Here is a 15,805-nt window from a genome sequence, read left to right as displayed (position 1 = left end):
CAGGTCCTTCAGCAGCTCGACGACGACTGACCGTCGGCCCCATTCTGAAACGATCAGTTAGCCGCTCCCGGACTGCCGATGCTGCCGCGAGGGGGCCGGCCGCCGCCCTCCGGACCGGCGCCGGCCCGCAGGACGGGCGCCGACCGTTCTTCGGGCGGCGCCCGCCCCGGTGGTCGCGGCGGTCGGATTCGGTGGAGATTCCGGCGCGAGCCGCTTACCCCTCCGGCAGAACTGGGCCCCCGGACGCCCGAGCCTTGCCCATCTGGCCGGATTTCGACGGTTGACCTGGGGGCTCGTCCTGGTGTGCGGAGGTTCCGGGCCCCTCCCGCCGGGCCCCCGCTTGGGGTAGCGTCGCGGCGCTGTGCGGAGCGCCACGAGGAGCATGTCATTGCGCGAATTCACTGTCCCACCCATGGCGGCGCCGCCTCAGGTCGGCGGTCTGGCCGATGTGGTCTTCGACCACGCGGAGGATGATCCGCACCGCGTCGCGCTCGGCCGCAAGGACGCCGGGGGCCAGTGGCGCGATGTGACTTCCGGGGACTTCCGCGATGCTGTGCTGGCCCTGGCCAAGGGGCTGATCGCGCACGGGGTGCGGTTCGGCGACCGGGTCGCGCTGATGTCCCGTACCCGGTACGAGTGGACGCTCTTCGACTTCGCGCTCTGGACCGTCGGCGCCCAGTCGGTGCCGATCTACCCGACCTCCTCCGCCGAGCAGGTCCTGTGGATGCTGCACGACGCCGAGGTGGTGGCGGTGATGGTCGAGCACGAGGACCACGCCATGACGGTCGGCTCGGTGATCGACCGGCTGCCGCGTCTGAAGCGGCTGTGGCAGCTGGACGCCGGAGCGGTCGACGAGCTGCTCGGGGCGGGCGTGGACATCGACGACGAGGTGGTGCAGCGGCACCGGCGCGCGGTGACGCCCGACTCCGTGGCGACCGTCATCTACACCTCGGGGACCACGGGCCGCCCCAAGGGATGTGTGATCACCCACGCGAGCTTCATGTTCGAGAGCGACACGATGGCCGGCCGCTGGGAGCCGGTGTTCCACTCCAGGCCGGGCGACGAGGCGGCGACCCTCCTCTTCCTGCCGCTGGCTCATGTCTTCGGGCGGATGGTGGAGATCGCCGCGATCCGTGGCCGGGTCAAGCTCGGCCACCAGCCGGAGCTGTCCGCGAGCGCGCTGATGCCGGACCTGATGACGTTCCGGCCGACGTTCATCCTGGCGGTTCCCTACATCTTCGAGAAGGTGTTCAACGGGGCCCGGCGCAAGGCCGAGACGGAAGGCAGGGCCGGGCCGTTCGACAAGGCTGTCGACATCGCGGTGAAGTACGCCGAGGCCATGGAGCTGAAGGCGTTCGGGGCGGGCCCCGGCCCGTCGGCCGGGCTGCGGATGCAGCACCAGTTCTTCGACAAGGTCGTGTACAAGAAGGTCCGCGACGCCATGGGCGGCCGGGTGCGGCACGCGATGTCGGGGGGCTCCGGCATGGACCGCCGGCTCGGACTGTTCTTCGCGGGCGCCGGGGTGACGGTCTTCGAGGGGTACGGGCTGACGGAGTCGACCGCCGCCGCGACGGCGAACCCGCCCGAGCGCACCCGTTACGGCACGGTCGGGCAGCCGATCCCGGGGACGTCCGTGCACATCGCGGACGACGGCGAGGTGTGGGTGCACGGGCCGAACGTGTTCTCCGGCTATCTCGGCAACCCCGAGGCCACCCGGGCGGTGCTCCAGGACGGCTGGCTGGCGACCGGGGATCTCGGTTCGCTGGACGAGGACGGCTATCTGACGATCACCGGACGGAAGAAGGAGATCCTGGTGACGTCGGGCGGCAAGAGCGTCTCGCCGGCCGGCCTGGAGGAACGTGTCCGGGCGCATCCGCTGGTGGCGCAGTGCATCGTGGTCGGCAACGACCGCCCGTACATCGCGGCGCTCGTCACCGTGGACCAGGAGTCCGTCGACCACTGGCTGTCGATGCAGGGCCGTGCCCCGCTCGGCGCGGCCGAGCTGGTGCGGGACCCGGACCTGGAGATGGAGGTCCGCCGGGCGGTGGTGGCCGCCAACACGGCCGTGTCCCAGGCCGAGTCCATCCGCACGTTCCGGATCCTGGCCCACCCCTTCACCGAGGACCTGGGGCTGCTGACGCCCTCGCTGAAGCTGAAGCGGAAGGCGATCGAGGCGGCGTACGCGGTCGAGGTCGACGCGCTCTACCACTGACCGGCCGGCTGCGTCGGGAATGCCCGGCCCCGCCCGGACGTTGTCGGGAGGAGTTATCAACCGACGACGTTAGGATCGACCGCTCGTGAGCCAGGTCCCCTCCATCACCCTCAACAACGGCCTCGTCATGCCGCAGCTCGGTTTCGGTGTCTGGCAGGTGCCGGACGACGAGGCGGAGAAGACGGTCGCCACGGCCATCGAGACCGGGTACCGGAGCATCGACACCGCCGCGATCTACGAGAACGAGACGGGCACCGGCAAGGCCATCGCGGCCTCCGGCGTCGCGCGCGACGAACTGTTCGTCACCACGAAGCTGTGGAACAGCGAGCAGGGCCACGACAGCACGCTGCGCGCCTTCGACGCCTCGCTCGACAAGCTCGGCCTGGACTACGTCGACCTGTACCTGATCCACTGGCCGGTCCCGGCGAAGGACGCGTACACCGACACGTACAAGGCGTTCGAGAAGATCCTCGCCGACGGCCGCGCGAAGGCCATCGGTGTGTCGAACTTCCACCCCGAGCACCTGAAGCGGCTGCTCGCCGAGACGTCCGTGGTCCCGGCCGTCAACCAGATCGAGTTGCACCCGCAGCTCCAGCAGGCCGAGGCCCGCGCCTTCCACGCCGAGCACTCCATCGCCACCGAGGCCTGGTCGCCGCTGGGCCAGGGCAGGGGCCTGCTGGAGGTGCCGACGGTCGTCGCCGTCTCCCAGAAGCACGGCCGCACCCCCGCCCAGGTGGTGCTGCGCTGGCACCTGCAGACCGGCAACATCGTGATCCCGAAGTCCGTGACCCCGTCGCGGATCAAGGAGAACCTGGACGTGTTCGACTTCGAGCTGGACGCCGACGACCTCGCCGCCTTCGCGGCCCTGGACGAGGGCAAGCGCCTCGGCCCGGACCCGGCGGAGTTCAACGTCGGCGCCTGAGGCGCCCGGCCGACGACGGCGCCCCCACCGTGCGAGCGGTGGGGGCGCCGTCGTGGCACCCGGACGGGCGGCGGCCCGCATCACACATCCATCGGAGAGACGGGGAACATGAGCGGCGAACTCGCGCCGGTCGTCGAGGCGGGCCCGTACCGCCTCCGCAACGTCGGCAGCAAGCTGGTGCTGGAGGTGTACGGCGCGGCGAAGGGCAGCGGGGCCCGGGTCCAGCAGGGCGCGGACGACGGGACGGCCGCGCAGGTGTGGCGGCTGTCCCCGGTGCACGAGGGCGCGGCCCTCTTCCACCTGGTCAACGAGCACAGCGGGAAGCGGCTGGACGTGGCGAACGCCGACACGTCGAACGGCACCCGGATCCAGCAGTGGAAGGCCAACAACTACGGCGCCCAGGAGTGGCTGATCGAGCAGCATCCGGAGGCGCCGGGGACGGTGACGCTGGTGAGTTTCATCAGTGGGCTGGTCATGGAGGTCGCGGACGGTTCCACCAAGGCCGGGGGCGCGGTTCAGCAGTGGGAGGACACCGACTCCCCCTTCCAGTGGTGGAAGTTGGAGCCGGTGGCGTAGGTCCGGGGATGCCGGTGAGGCAGCGGCGGCCGGCAGCGCTGGTTCAGTCGCCGCGGCGGCCCAGATGCACCGTGCGGGCGGCGAGCAGGTGGACGTCGGGGCGGTGGTGCAGGCCTTCGGGGTCCTCGGGGTCCAGCAGCCGGTCCAGTACGGCCCTGTCCTCGGCCGTCAGCAGGTCGCCGACCACGTCGCGCTCGCGGGTGATGCTCGCGATGACGTGCTCGCGGACCGGGCGGGGCACGGGGGCGGGCAGGTCGAGGAGGAAGCTGCGGGTGCCCTGCGGGACGAGGCCGACCGCGGTGAAGAGCGCCGCCCAGTCCTCGATCTCCCGCTTCGCGCCCGGGAGTTCGGACCGCATGCGCTCGAAGCGGGTGGCGGCGGCCGCGGTCATACGTGCTTCCAGGCCGGGCTCTCCGATACCGATGTCGCGGGGCAGCCGCCGGGCGGGCAGGCCGCCCTCGACGAGCGCGACCGTACCGCCGGTCCGCAGGAGCCCGGCGAAGCCCGCCAGCGCGGCGCGCTGATCGCCCAGGTGGTGCAGGGAGTTGCCCGCCCAGATCAGATCGGCCTCGCCCAGCCGGTCGACGTCGGAGGGGAGTTCGGCTTCGAGCGTCCGGAAGCGGTCGATCACCCCGAGGCGGCGCGCCCGGTTCGTCGCGCGTTCCAGGAGAGCGGGCGTGGCATCCACGGCCACCACCTCGGCCTCCGGGAAGACCTCGGCCAGCAGGCAGGAGACGACCCCGGGGCCGCTGCCGATGTCGAGGACCCGGCGGACCTTCGGCGCGGTGGGCAGGGCGGCGATCCAGCGGGCCGCCTCCTCGTACTGCGTACCGTTGAGTTCGGCTTCCTGTTCCAACAGGGGACCCAGGACGTCCCAGTCGATGTCGGCGGCGTGCGTGTCGTGGTGGCCGTGACCGGCGTGGCTGCTCATGGGGCCAGCTTCCGCGCGGACCGGTCACCCGGCAAGGTTCTTTGCCGATCCGGCAAATCGAGCGTGTCTTCCGACGGGCCGGCCCGGTACTCCTGCGGGCTGACTCCCCTGACCCGTTTGAACGCGGCGCTGAAGGCGAAGGGGGTGCTGTATCCGACCTTCCGGGCCACGGCCTCCACCGTGGTGTCGCTCTCGCGCAGCAGGTCGGCCGCGACGGCGAGCCGCCAGCCGGTGAGGTACGCCATCGGCGGCTCCCCGACCAGCTCGGTGAACCGGCGGGCCAGCCCGGCCCGGGACACCCCGGCGCGGGCGGCGAGCGAGGCCACGGTCCAGGGGTGCGCCGGGTCGTCCTGGAGCAGCCGCAGCGCCGTGCCCACCACCGGGTCTCCCAGCGCCCGGTACCACGCGGGCGCGTCGGCCCCGGGCCGGGCGAACCAGGCGCGGAGCACGGCGATGAGCAGCAGGTCCAGCAGCCGGTCCAGGACGACCCGCTGGCCCGGCTCGTCCTGGGCGATCTCGGCGTCGAGCAGGTCCAGCAGCGGCCGGGCCCGCGCGTCGGCGGGGACCGTGAGGAGCGGGGGCAGGGCGGCGAGCAGCCGGCTGCTGATCTCCCCGTCCAGGAGATAGGTGCCGACGAGGACGGCCGTACCGCCGTCGGCCGCGTTGCCCCAGGTCCGTACGTTCAGCACCATGTCCTCGCCGAGCGGGCGGCCGTGCAGCGTGGTGCAGACACCGCCGGGCCCGACGAGCGCGTGGGGTGTCGTCCCGGGTGCGTCGGCGACGGTGTACGGGTCGGGGCCGCGGACCACCGCGATGTCCCCGGGGCCGAGCCGGACGGGTCCGCCTCCGTCGGACGGGACGATGCAGGCCGCGCCGCGCCGGACCGACATGAGGCAGATGGGCGCCCGGTCCTCGATCCGTACCGCCCAGGGCGGCTCCATCACCATGCGGAGCAGAAACGCGCCCCGGGCCCGGGGTCCGTCCAGAAGTCCGGCGAGAGCGTCCATGGCCCGCCAGCGTAGACGGGTGGACGCACGAGTAGGTGGCTGAGTCTTTCGAGCATGTCCCGGCGGGCGCGGCCCCGGGAGTCTGGAGGGCATGACGGAGAACGCGTACACACGACGAGACGACAACGGCAACAGCAACAGCGGTGACGACGGGCGGGGCGTGGGACGGATGACCGGCACGGTTCTGGTGACGAGCGGCACGGGCAAGACCGGCCGCCGGGTGGTGGAGCGGCTGACGGGCCTCGGTGTGCCGGTCCGCTCGGGTTCGCGCACCGGCGAGGTGCCGTTCGACTGGCAGGACGACACGGGGTGGGAGGCCGCGTTGCGCGGTACGGAGGCCGCCTATGTGGCGCACTACCCGGACCTGGCGGTGCCCGGGGCGGCGGAGGCGATGGCCGCGTTCGGGCGGAGGGCGGCGGCGTGCGGGGTGCGCAGGGTGGTGCTGCTGTCGGGACGGGGCGAGCCGCAGGCGGCCGTCGCCGAGGAGGCGCTGCGCGGGGCCGCCGGACCGGCGGAGGTCACGGTCGTCCGGTCGGCGTTCTTCGCCCAGAACTTCAGCGAGGGCGCGCTGCTGGACGGGGTGATCGGCGGCGAGCTGGTCTTCCCCGCGGGCACGACGGCGGAACCGTTCGTGGACCTCGACGATCTGGCCGATGTGGTGGTGGCCGCGCTGACCGGGGACGGGCACGCGGGGGCGGTGTACGAGCTGACGGGCCCGCGGTCCCTGACCTTCGAGCAGGCGGCCGGGGAACTGGGGCGGGCGGCGGGCCGGCCGGTGCGGTACGTGCCCGTGACGGGGCCCGCGTACGCCTCGCTGCTGGAGGAGTTCGGGGTGTTCGGGGCGGAGGCCGCATTCCTGGCCGAGCTGTTCGCCACCCTGCTGGACGGACACAACGCTGCGACGACCGACGACGTGAAGAGGGTGCTGGGGCGGGAGCCGAAGGATTTCGCGGACTTCGCCCGCGAGGCCGCCCGGGACGGCGCCTGGCACGGCTGAAGCGGAACGTCGCGCCGGGTCGCGCGGGCCCGGCGGCGTACGGCCCGTGTACACCGACCGAAAGGTAGGCGGAGCACATGTATTGCCGGGGTGCTTCAGGGGCCATAACTTGCCCTTATGGAGCTGGAGTTGCGCCATCTGCGAACGGTCCGTGCGATAGCCGACACGGGCAGCCTCACCAAGGCCGCCGCCACGCTGGGGCTTGCCCAGCCCGCTCTCAGCGCTCAGCTGCGGCGGATCGAGAAGGCCCTCGGGGGCACTCTCTTCGAGCGTGACCACACCGGAGCCCGTGCCACCCCGCTCGGCGAACTGGTGCTGGAGCGGGCCCGGGTGGTGCTGCCCGCGGTCAGCGAACTGCAGGCCGAGGCCGTACGGTTCGCCAATGCGAGGGAGGCGCTGGACCGGTTCCGGCTGGGCGGCACGCACGGCCCGCTGCTCGGCGGTCTGGTGGACCGGATGGCCGCCGCGCACCCGTCGGCGGCGGTGTCGACGTACACCGCGTGGTCGGTGGACGAGATCGCCTCGCTGGTGATCGACGGGCGGCTGGACTTCGCCTTGATCGGGACGTGCGGCGAGAGCGCGCCGCCGCTGGCGGACCGGCTCGTCTGGGAAGTCGTCGGGGTGGATCCGGTCTTCGTGATGCTGCCGGAGGACCACCCCCTGGCGGGCGAAGCGGAACTGGATCTGGCCGCGCTCGCGGACGAGTGCTGGGCGGACGTGCCGGGCGACGGCTGTTTCGCCGACTGCTTCACCGCGGCCTGCGCGCGGTCGGGCTTCACCCCGGTGTCGGTTTACGAGACGGACACGTCCTCGGTCGTCCATCTGGTGCAGGTGGGGCGGGCGATCGGGCTGTGCCGGGCGACGTTCCCGCCGACACCGGGCCTGGTGACCAGACCGCTGGCCGGGGCTCCGCTCAGCTGGCGTCATCTGGTGGGCTGGCATCCCCGCTCCCCCGCCGCCGACGCGGCGGCGGGGACGGTGGCCGCGGCGACCCGCGAGGCGTACGCGGAGGCGGTGTCGCGCAGCCCGACCTACGCGCGGTGGCTCGGCGCGCACCCGCGGTTCGGCACGGTGGCCTGAGCGGGAGGCGGCGGGTGGGCCGGACCGCGGCACGCACCGGCCTATCCGGCTCGCACCGGCCTCTTCGGCTCGCACCGGCCTATCCGGCTCGCACCGGTCTGCCCGGCTCGCACCGGCCTATTCGGCTCCGTGGGCCGGGGCCGCGGCCGCCACCCGGGCGGCGAGGGCCAGGTCCTTCTCGGTGACAGCGCCGCCCGCGGAGTGCGTGTGGACGGCGAGGGCCACCGTGTTGTAGCCGAGCGTGAGATCGGAGTGGTGGTTCAACTCGTCCTGGATCCGCGCGATGTGGACCGTCAGCGCGGCGGCGGCGAAGTGGGAGGGCAGCCGGAAGGTCCGGGTGATCCGGTCCCCTTCCAGCGCCCAGCCGGGCAGGCTCTCCAGCCGGCTTTCGGTCTCGGACGGCGACAGCGGTTCGGCGCTCATGGGACGGCTCCCGTGGGTCTCGGTGGATCGGCACATGCGTCACGGCGGGCCAGGCGGCCCGTACCGGCACCGTCCCCGGCCCGCCGGTGACGTTACGGTCTGGGCATGACGACTGTCTTGCCCGACACGGGAGTGGGACCACTGCTGCGGGACTGGCGGGAGCAGCGGCGCATCAGCCAGCTGGAACTCGCCCTGCGCGCGGACTCCTCGGCCCGCCACATCTCGTTCATCGAGACGGGCCGCTCCCGGCCCAGCGAGGACATGGTCCTGCGACTGGCCGAACACCTGGACGTCCCGGTCCGGGAACGCAACGCCCTTCTCGTGATCGCCGGTTACGCACCCCGCTACCCCCAGACGTCCCTCGACGACCCCGCGATGGCCTCGCTGCGCGAGAGCCTGGAGCGCCTGCTCGCGGCGTACGAGCCGTATCCGGCGCTCGTGGTGGACGGCACCTACGGGGTGGTGGCGGCCAACCGGGGAATCGCGCTGCTGCTGGAAGGCGTACCGGAGAAGCTGCTGACCCCGCCCCTGAACGCCATGCGGCTCACCCTCCACCCGCAGGGGCTCGCTCCGCGCATCGTGAACCTCCCGGAGTGGCGGGCGGACCTGCTGGCGCAGATGGACCGCCAGATCGCCCTCGTTCGCTCGCCGGCCCTGCGCGAGCTGTACGACGAGGTGGCCGCGTATCCGGCTCCGGCCCGGGCCGACCGCACGCCCCGCGCCACGGGGGGAACGGGCGGCGGCCGGGAGGGGACCGGCTCGGCGTTCGCGCTGCCGATGCTGCTCGAACACGGGGGCCGGGTCCTGTCGTTCGTGTCGTCGATCGCGACGTTCAACACGCCGATGGACGTGACGGTGGCCGAGCTGGCCATCGAGACCTTCCTCCCGGCGGACCGGGAGACCGCCGCCTATCTGCACGCCCACGTCCCGTCCTGACCCGGCCCCTTCGCGCTCCCCTCAGACGCGGGCCCCGTTGTCGAGCGGATCGCGGCGGGTCGCACGGGCCTTTCCGCGCGATGTGCCCTTCCCCTTCCCCGGTGCGGGCGGCGGCGGGGCCTTGGCGCTCCGCTCCAGGGTGAGGGCCCCGGGTACGGCGGTGAACACCGAGGACCAGGTGCCGACGACGATGCCGATGAGCAGGGCGAGCGCGAAGTCGGCCAGCGAGTCGCCGCCCAGCACCGCGAGGGCGACCAGGATGAACAGGGCGCCCATCCCGGTGTTCACCGTGCGGGGCACGGTCTGCAGGACGGCCCGGCGGGCGATGGTGTCCAACGGGGTCCGCCGGTTCGCCCCCCACAGCTCCCGTACCCGGTCGAAGACCACCACCGAGTCGTTGACCGAATAGCCGATGACGGTGAGCAGGGCGGCCAGGAAGATGCCGTCCACCGGCCGCCCCAGCCAGGCGAAGGCCCCCACCACCAGGATCACGTCGTGCACCATCGTCACGACGGACGCCACCGCGAACGTCCAGCGGAACCGGACCGCCAGGTAGGCCAGTTGCACGGCGACCGCGACGCCCAGGGCGATCAGCGCGTTGCGGCGCAGTTCGTCACCGAGGCTCGGTCCGATCAGCTCGTCCCGTACCTTCGTCGTCTCACCGCCCTCCTCGGCGAGGGCGGTGCGCAGGGCGTGTTCGCCGTCGTTGTCGAGCTTCCCGGTGCGTACGGACAGGTCGCCTTCGCCCGCCGTGGTGACCTCGGCGTCCCCGAACCCGGCGGCGGCGATGCTGTCCCGGGCCGTCTCGACGTCGACCGGGCGGCTGGTGGAGTACTCGACCAGCCGGCCGCCGGTGAACTCGACGCCCAGGTCCACCCCGCGCACCACGATCCCGGCCACCGCGACGGCGACCAGCGCCGCCGAGACGACGAGCCACCGGACCGGTGCGCGGTAGAGCTTCGGGTCCTTGCGGACCAGCCACGTGCGGACGGCCCCGGGACGGCCGATGCCGTTGACGCCCCGGTAGTCGCTGACGAAGCGGGAGTTCGCCGCGATCTCGGTGAGGGCGCGGGCGATGACCAGCGCGGAGAACATCGAGGCGACGACCCCGATGGCGAGCGTGAGGCCGAAGCCCTTGACCGGGCCCGAGCCCAGGAAGAAGAGCAGTCCGGCCGCGATCAGCGTGGTCACGTTGGAGTCGGCGACCGCGCTCCACGCCTTCTGGAACCCGGTGGTCAACGCGGAGCGCAGGGAGCGTTTCGGCCGGTCGGCGCACTCCTCCCTGGCCCGTTCGAAGACCAGGACGTTCGCGTCGACCGCCATCCCGATCGCGAGGACGAACCCGGCGAGCCCCGGGAGGGTCAGGGTGACGCCGAAGGCGACGAGTGCGGCGTACGAGATCACCCCGTACGCGCCCAGCGCCACGGCGGCCAGCGCGCCCAGGAGGCGGTAGACGACGGTGATGAAGAGCGCGGTGGCGGCCGCGCCGATCAGGGCCGCCTGCGCGCTCGCGTCGATGGCCGCCGCGCCGAGGGTCGGGCCGACGGTCCGCTGTTCGACGATCTCGACGGGCACGGGCAGGGCCCCGCCCTTGATCAGCAGCGCCAGGTCGCGCGCCTCGTCGGCGCTGAACGATCCGGTGATCTGGGTGGCGCCGGACGGCAGCCCGGCCCCGCAGCCGACCGAGGGGTCGACCTGCGGCGACGAGATGACCTTCTCGTCGAGGACGATGGCGACCCTCCGCCGGTCGTCCCCGGCGGGATGACAGGCGGCCTCACCGGTCAGCTTCTTCCAGTCCTGCCCGGCGCCCTTGCGGAACTCCAGCGACACGGTCCAGCCCGCTCCGCTCTGCGCGTCGAACGCGGCGGTGGCGTCCTCGACGCCCGCGCCGGAGAGCCGGGGTTCGCCGAGGGCGAGGAGACGGCCCTGCTCGTCGGGGAGCGTCAGCCGGTCGGGGGTGGGGGTTGGGTCGGCGTCGGCGTCGGCGTCGGCGTCGGGGGTGGATTCGGCGTCGGCGTCGGCGGTGGGTTCGGGGGCCGGGGTCTTCCTGTCCGACGTCTCTCCGTCCGGGGTCTTCCCGTTCGGAGCCTTCTCCTCCGGTCCGTCGGTCCCCGGGCCCTCGACCGCGTGGAAGGTGAGCTGGGCCGTCCGGCCGATCACCTCGGTCGCCTGACGCGGATCCTGTACGTCGGGCAGTTCGACGATGATCCGGTCCTCGCCGGAACGGGTCAGGGTCGGCTCGGAGACGCCCAGCGAGTCGATCCGCTGCCGCAGCACTTCCAGGGTGCGGTCGGTGGTCTCCCGGTCCGCCTCGACGGTCGCGGTGTCCCGGGCCTGGAGCACGATGCGGGTGCCGCCCTGGAGATCGAGGCCGAGTCTGGGTGACATGGTCAGGGAGATGTAGACGGAGACGAGCAGCACGGCGACAGCCAGAACCGCTCGCACCGCGGTGGCACGAGTCATGGGAATCCTCCGGTGGGGCGTCGAGCGCCCTCACCTCAGCGAGGACGCGACGCCTGATCGGCAGAAGGGGCAGAACGGACGGAACAGGACGGCGGATGCCCGGTCGTGGGACCGGTGGTCCTGTCCGGAGGGCCCCGGACACCGGGAAGCGCGCCCCGACGGCTGCCGGGTGCGTCAAAGGATTCCGCGGCGGCACGGTGGACCCCGCCGCGTGGCTCGGCGGGCCCCGCCGCAGCGGGGGTCAGCGCGTCGTGCGGCGGCGGTGGCGCGTGGAGGAGCAGATACGCCCGGCCGGTGCCCGCCCGGGGGGCCTGCGCCGGATCGGCCCCCGCCGTGGGCCGCTCGTGCGTGGCCTGGGAGACGACGTGCCGGGCGTCGTGGGAGGTGCCGTGCCCGGCGTGGTGGTGCCGGGAGTCGGGTGCGTCGCCGTGGCCGGTGCGGTGCCGGGAGGCGAGCGCGCTCTCGTGCCCCGGGTGGTACCGGGACGCGAGCGCGCTGTCGTGGGTCCGCGGTGCGGCGGACGGCGGAGCCGCGGCGGCCGTGACGGCGGGCGCGAGGCTCCGGGTGGCCTGGGCGGCGGGCGCCGCACCGTTCGCCGTGGCGGCACCGCCGATCAGGGTGAGGACGGTGAGGAGCAGCGAGGCCAGCACACATCGCACCCGGTGCGTGTGGACCCGGGGCCGTGCCGGGTACGGGGTCACCTCGGGCGGCCGGATCGCTCGGGCGGCGTCGGCCGGTGGCGGAGCACGGAGCTGAGGATCTGTCCGGCGCCACGGACGACCGTGGTGGACGGGTCGTCGGCCAGGCGCACCCGGGTGCCGAGGCAGCGGGCGAGGTGATCGGTGACGTCGGACCGCAGCGCGCCGCCGCCCGCGAGCACGGGGCCCTTGCGCAGGGCTCCCCGGATCGCGCCGTGCCGGTCGTGCCGCCACATCGACGTGATCATGTCCAGCACTGTACGGCCGAGGACGCTCGGGTGCGTCGCCGGGTCGAGGCCGGCGAGGTCGTCGAGTCCGGTCTCGGCCTGCCGGGCGTCAGCGACCAGGCCCCCGACGAGGAGGGTGACCTCGGTCAGCTCGGCTCCCATGTCGACAACGAGAAGGGGGCCCGTCGTGCTCGGTCCGGCGTGCGTGGCGGCGGCCCGGGCGCTGCTGAGGACCACGACGCGCGTCGTCCCGAGCCCGGCGAGCAGGGCGCGCGCGACGGTGCGGTGTTCGGCGCCGGCGAGCACGGGGTGGCTGAGCACGATCACGCTGTCGCCGCGGTCGGGGCCGAGCGCCGCGTCGGCGATCCGGCCGAGGAGCCGGCCGCAGGACTCGGGGTCGACGATGCGTCCACGCCGGACCGGCCGCTCGGCGCCCCCGTGCGGGCCGGCCCCCGGGACCGGGTCGAGGAGCAGACCTCGGCCGTGCACCCAGGCCCGGGTGCGGGAGCTGCCGAGGTCCAGGGCCAGTCCCCGCGCGACCGGGGCACCGTTGCCCGCACCCTCGCGCTGGTGCTGCTCCCGGTGCTGGGGCTGGTGCTGGTGCTGTTCCGTGCTCTGGTGCTGGGGCTGGTGACGCGTCCGGAGACCTCCTCGGGAATCCCCGCGGCGTTCCGCCCCGAACGCCCCGGCACCGCTTCCGTCACGAAGCGGTCCGGGGCCCTTCCCCCATGGGCCCGCCCCCGGGCGAAACGGCCCTCGCCGATCGCCGGTTGCGGAAGTGATCGGAACGGTCGGGGCAGAGGCCGGGGCGTTCCGGGCAGAGGCCGGAACGGTCGGAGCGGAGGCCGGGGCGGGCGGGGCGGGAACACGACGGGGCGGGGCGGGGACAGCGGCACGCGAGGCCGGAACGTCCCGGGCGGCTGCGGACCACGGGGAGACGGCGCGACCCGGTCGCTGCCCGTCGTGCACAGAACGCATCGTCCCTCACCCCCGGCCGGCCGTCTCCGCCGCCCACGCACCCGTCGGCCCACTGATAGTGAGGCACGACCGAGCCCTCACTATGCAATACGGGGTGGTGGAACGCCACTTCCTCGCTGATTCACAGGCGCGCCGAGGCGCCGCGTGCGGCAGTCGGCGACTCAGCCGTCCTCCCCCGCCGCCAGGAACGCGCCGATCAGCTCGGCGAACTCCTCCGGCGCCGCGATCCGGATGCCCAGGTCCTCCGCCTTGGTGCGCTTGGACCCGGCCTTGTCCCCGGCGACCAGCAGGCTGGTGCGCTTGGAGACGCTGGAGGACGACTTGCCGCCCGCCCGCTCGATCAGCTCGTTCATCTGGTTGCGCGACAGCTTCTCCAGCGCTCCGGACATCGCACCCGTCACCACCACGGTCATCCCCGCCAGGGGCAGCGTGGGACCGTCGCCGCCGTTGCCACCGGCCTCCGCGTCCGCCCCGGCCGCGGCTGCCTCCTCCTCCGTCCCGGGCTCCGGGGGCGGGGTGGCGCCCGGCTCGGTCATGGTCACCCCGGCCGCGACGAGCTTGTCGATCAGCGGTGCCAGCTCCACCAGCTCGGCGACGACCGCGGCGGCCTTCTCCTTGCCGATGCCGTCCACCCGCTGGAGCGTCTCCACGTCGGCGGCGACGATCCGGTCCATGGTGGCGAAGTACCGGGCGATACGGCGTGACATGGAGCGCCCCGTGCCCCGTACGCCCAAGGCGCAGAAGACCCGGGAGAGCGGCCGGGTGCGGGCGGTCTCGATGGCTGCCAGGAGATTGTCCGTGGAGGTCTCGCCCATCCGGTCGAGGGCGAGCAGCTGCTCGCGCTCCAGGGTGAACAGGTCGGCGAAGTCCGCGACGAGACCGGCGTCGACGAGCTGGACGACCCGCGTGGCCCCGAGGCCCTCGATGTCGAGCTGGTCCCGGCCCGCCGCGTACGAGACGGAGGCGACGAGGCGGCAGTTGCGGCCCCGGGTGCAGCGCCAGCGCTGTTCGCTCGTGTCGATGGCGGAGCCGCACTGCGGACAGCTCTCGGGGAAGTCGATGGGCGTCTCGTCGCCGGTGCGCAGGTGGACGACGGGGGCCTCGATGCGCGGGATGATGTCGCCCGCCTTGTAGACCATGACCTGGTCGCCCAGCCGCAGGTCACGGCGGGTGATGTCGGCGGGGTTGTGCAGGGTGGCAAAACCGACGGTGGAGCCGTCGATCTCCACGGGCTCCAGCACGGCGCGCGGCGCGATGATGCCCGTACGCCCGACGTTCCACTCGACGGACACCAGGCGGGTGATCTTCTCGACGGCGGGCAGCTTGTAGGCGATGGCCCAGCGGGGAGCGCGGGTGCCGGAGCCCGCCTCGCGCTGATCGGCCGCCAGGTCGGCCTTGATCACGATCCCGTCGATGCCGAACGGCAGCGCGGCGCGCAGGGAGCCTATGGCGTCCACCCGCGCCTGGACCTCCTCGACCGTGGCGGCCAGGACCGGCGCCACGTCCGTGCCCGCCGCCGTGTGCACGCCGAGGCCGGCGACGTACGCCAGAACCTCGCTGTGGGGCAGTTCGGCGAGGGTCTCACCGAGCTCCCCGGAATCGGGCAGCGGCAGCGCGCCGTAGGCGAAGAAGGTCGTCTCCACCCGGTAGGCGCGGTCCTTGGCGCGCAGGGTGCCCGCCGCCCCGTTGCGCGGGTTGGCGAAGGGGGCGCCGCCGTGTTCCGTGCGGATCGCGTTGCCCCGCTCGAACTGGTCGTTCGTCATGAGGATCTCGCCGCGCACCTCGATGGTGACCGGCTCGGCCAGCCGCTCCGGCAGTCCGACGACGGCGCCCGCCGCGTGCGAGACGTCCTCGCCCGCCGTGCCGTCGCCCCGGGTGATGAGGCGCTCGAACCGGCCGTCGCGATAGCGCGCGGCGACCGCCAGGCCGTCGAGCTTCGGCTCGACGCTCCACGCGGTCACCGGTCTGCCGATGCGCCGCTCCAGCGAGGCGGTCCAGGTCGCGAACTGCTCGGCCGAGAACACATTGTCCAGCGAGAGCATGGGAACCGTGTGCGGCACGTCGCCGACCGCGGCCCCGCCCGCGACCTTGCCCGTCGGCGAGGCGGCGAGCACCTCCTCCGGGTGCTCCGCCTCGTACGCGGCTATGCCGCGCGCCAGCCGGTCGTAGGCGTCGTCGTCCAACCCGCTCTCGCCCGTGTCGTAGTACGCGGCGGCGGCGACGGAGGCTTCTTCCACCGCGGCGGCATAGGCGGCGGCATCGGCGAGCACAGCAGCTGAGTTCGTCATGACCACCATTCTTCCGGCTGCCACTGACAATGGCCCCGGCCGGTCTCCTGCCCCCGCCCGATCACCT

Annotated in this window: 13 protein-coding genes; 6 read left to right on the top strand and 7 right to left on the bottom strand. The window is 73.3% G+C overall.

Annotation, left to right across the window (positions count from 1 at the left end; all coding sequences use genetic code 11):
• Window positions 1-412 precede the first annotated feature (412 nt).
• From IE145_RS27370 to IE145_RS27360, 3 genes are all read left to right on the top strand, one after another.
• Window positions 413-2,212 (top strand): AMP-dependent synthetase/ligase, encoded by a 1,800-nt coding sequence (locus tag IE145_RS27370; RefSeq protein WP_189528121.1) that lies wholly within the window; start codon window positions 413-415, stop codon window positions 2,210-2,212.
• A gap of 85 nt (window positions 2,213-2,297) precedes the next feature.
• Window positions 2,298-3,134, top strand: coding sequence for an aldo/keto reductase (locus IE145_RS27365; RefSeq protein ID WP_189528120.1), 837 nt, complete (start codon window positions 2,298-2,300; stop codon window positions 3,132-3,134).
• Between the two features lie 108 nt (window positions 3,135-3,242).
• Complete coding sequence (locus IE145_RS27360; protein WP_189528119.1) at window positions 3,243-3,710, top strand: RICIN domain-containing protein; 468 nt, start codon at window positions 3,243-3,245, stop codon at window positions 3,708-3,710.
• A gap of 43 nt (window positions 3,711-3,753) precedes the next feature.
• Here IE145_RS27360 and IE145_RS27355 read toward each other — a convergent pair whose 3' ends face one another.
• Both IE145_RS27355 and IE145_RS27350 read right to left on the bottom strand, forming a co-directional pair.
• The gene (locus IE145_RS27355; protein ID WP_189528118.1) at window positions 3,754-4,641 is read right to left on the bottom strand and encodes a class I SAM-dependent methyltransferase; all 888 of its coding nucleotides are present in this window, start codon (window positions 4,639-4,641) and stop codon (window positions 3,754-3,756) included.
• On the bottom strand, window positions 4,638-5,648 hold the full coding sequence (locus IE145_RS27350; protein WP_189528117.1) for an AraC family transcriptional regulator: 1,011 nt from the start codon (window positions 5,646-5,648) through the stop codon (window positions 4,638-4,640). The genes IE145_RS27355 and IE145_RS27350 overlap by 4 nt, the downstream gene beginning before the upstream one ends.
• A gap of 91 nt (window positions 5,649-5,739) precedes the next feature.
• Between IE145_RS27350 and IE145_RS27345 the strand changes: the two genes are divergently transcribed.
• Window positions 5,740-6,645 (top strand): Rossmann-fold NAD(P)-binding domain-containing protein, encoded by a 906-nt coding sequence (locus tag IE145_RS27345; RefSeq protein ID WP_189528116.1) that lies wholly within the window; start codon window positions 5,740-5,742, stop codon window positions 6,643-6,645.
• A gap of 117 nt (window positions 6,646-6,762) precedes the next feature.
• Complete coding sequence (locus IE145_RS27340; RefSeq protein ID WP_189528115.1) at window positions 6,763-7,725, top strand: LysR family transcriptional regulator; 963 nt, start codon at window positions 6,763-6,765, stop codon at window positions 7,723-7,725.
• A gap of 117 nt (window positions 7,726-7,842) precedes the next feature.
• Here the strand turns inward: IE145_RS27340 and IE145_RS27335 are convergent, their stop codons facing one another.
• Window positions 7,843-8,148, bottom strand: a complete 306-nt coding sequence (locus IE145_RS27335) for a 4a-hydroxytetrahydrobiopterin dehydratase (RefSeq protein WP_189528114.1) — start codon at window positions 8,146-8,148, stop codon at window positions 7,843-7,845.
• Between the two features lie 105 nt (window positions 8,149-8,253).
• On the opposite strand from IE145_RS27335, the gene IE145_RS27330 reads away from it, so the two are divergent.
• Window positions 8,254-9,084 (top strand): helix-turn-helix domain-containing protein, encoded by an 831-nt coding sequence (locus IE145_RS27330; protein WP_189528113.1) that lies wholly within the window; start codon window positions 8,254-8,256, stop codon window positions 9,082-9,084.
• A gap of 21 nt (window positions 9,085-9,105) precedes the next feature.
• Here IE145_RS27330 and secD read toward each other — a convergent pair whose 3' ends face one another.
• The 4 genes from secD to ligA form a co-directional block, all read right to left on the bottom strand.
• Window positions 9,106-11,547, bottom strand: a complete 2,442-nt coding sequence (gene secD, locus IE145_RS27325) for a protein translocase subunit SecD (protein ID WP_189528112.1) — start codon at window positions 11,545-11,547, stop codon at window positions 9,106-9,108.
• Window positions 11,548-11,582: 35 nt separating this feature from the next.
• Entirely contained in the window at window positions 11,583-12,197 is a 615-nt protein-coding gene (locus IE145_RS27320) for a hypothetical protein (protein ID WP_189528111.1), read from the bottom strand.
• Between the two features lie 47 nt (window positions 12,198-12,244).
• On the bottom strand, window positions 12,245-12,961 hold the full coding sequence (locus IE145_RS27315; RefSeq protein WP_189528110.1) for an acetate and sugar kinases/Hsc70/actin family protein: 717 nt from the start codon (window positions 12,959-12,961) through the stop codon (window positions 12,245-12,247).
• A gap of 650 nt (window positions 12,962-13,611) precedes the next feature.
• Window positions 13,612-15,738 (bottom strand): NAD-dependent DNA ligase LigA, encoded by a 2,127-nt coding sequence (gene ligA, locus IE145_RS27310; RefSeq protein ID WP_373296642.1) that lies wholly within the window; start codon window positions 15,736-15,738, stop codon window positions 13,612-13,614.
• Window positions 15,739-15,805: the final 67 nt, after the last annotated feature.

Source organism: Streptomyces sindenensis (assembly GCF_014649035.1).
In the GTDB taxonomy this organism is placed as follows: Bacteria; Actinomycetota; Actinomycetes; order Streptomycetales; family Streptomycetaceae; genus Streptomyces; species Streptomyces sindenensis.
This window is presented reverse-complemented; position numbering and strand designations above follow the sequence as displayed.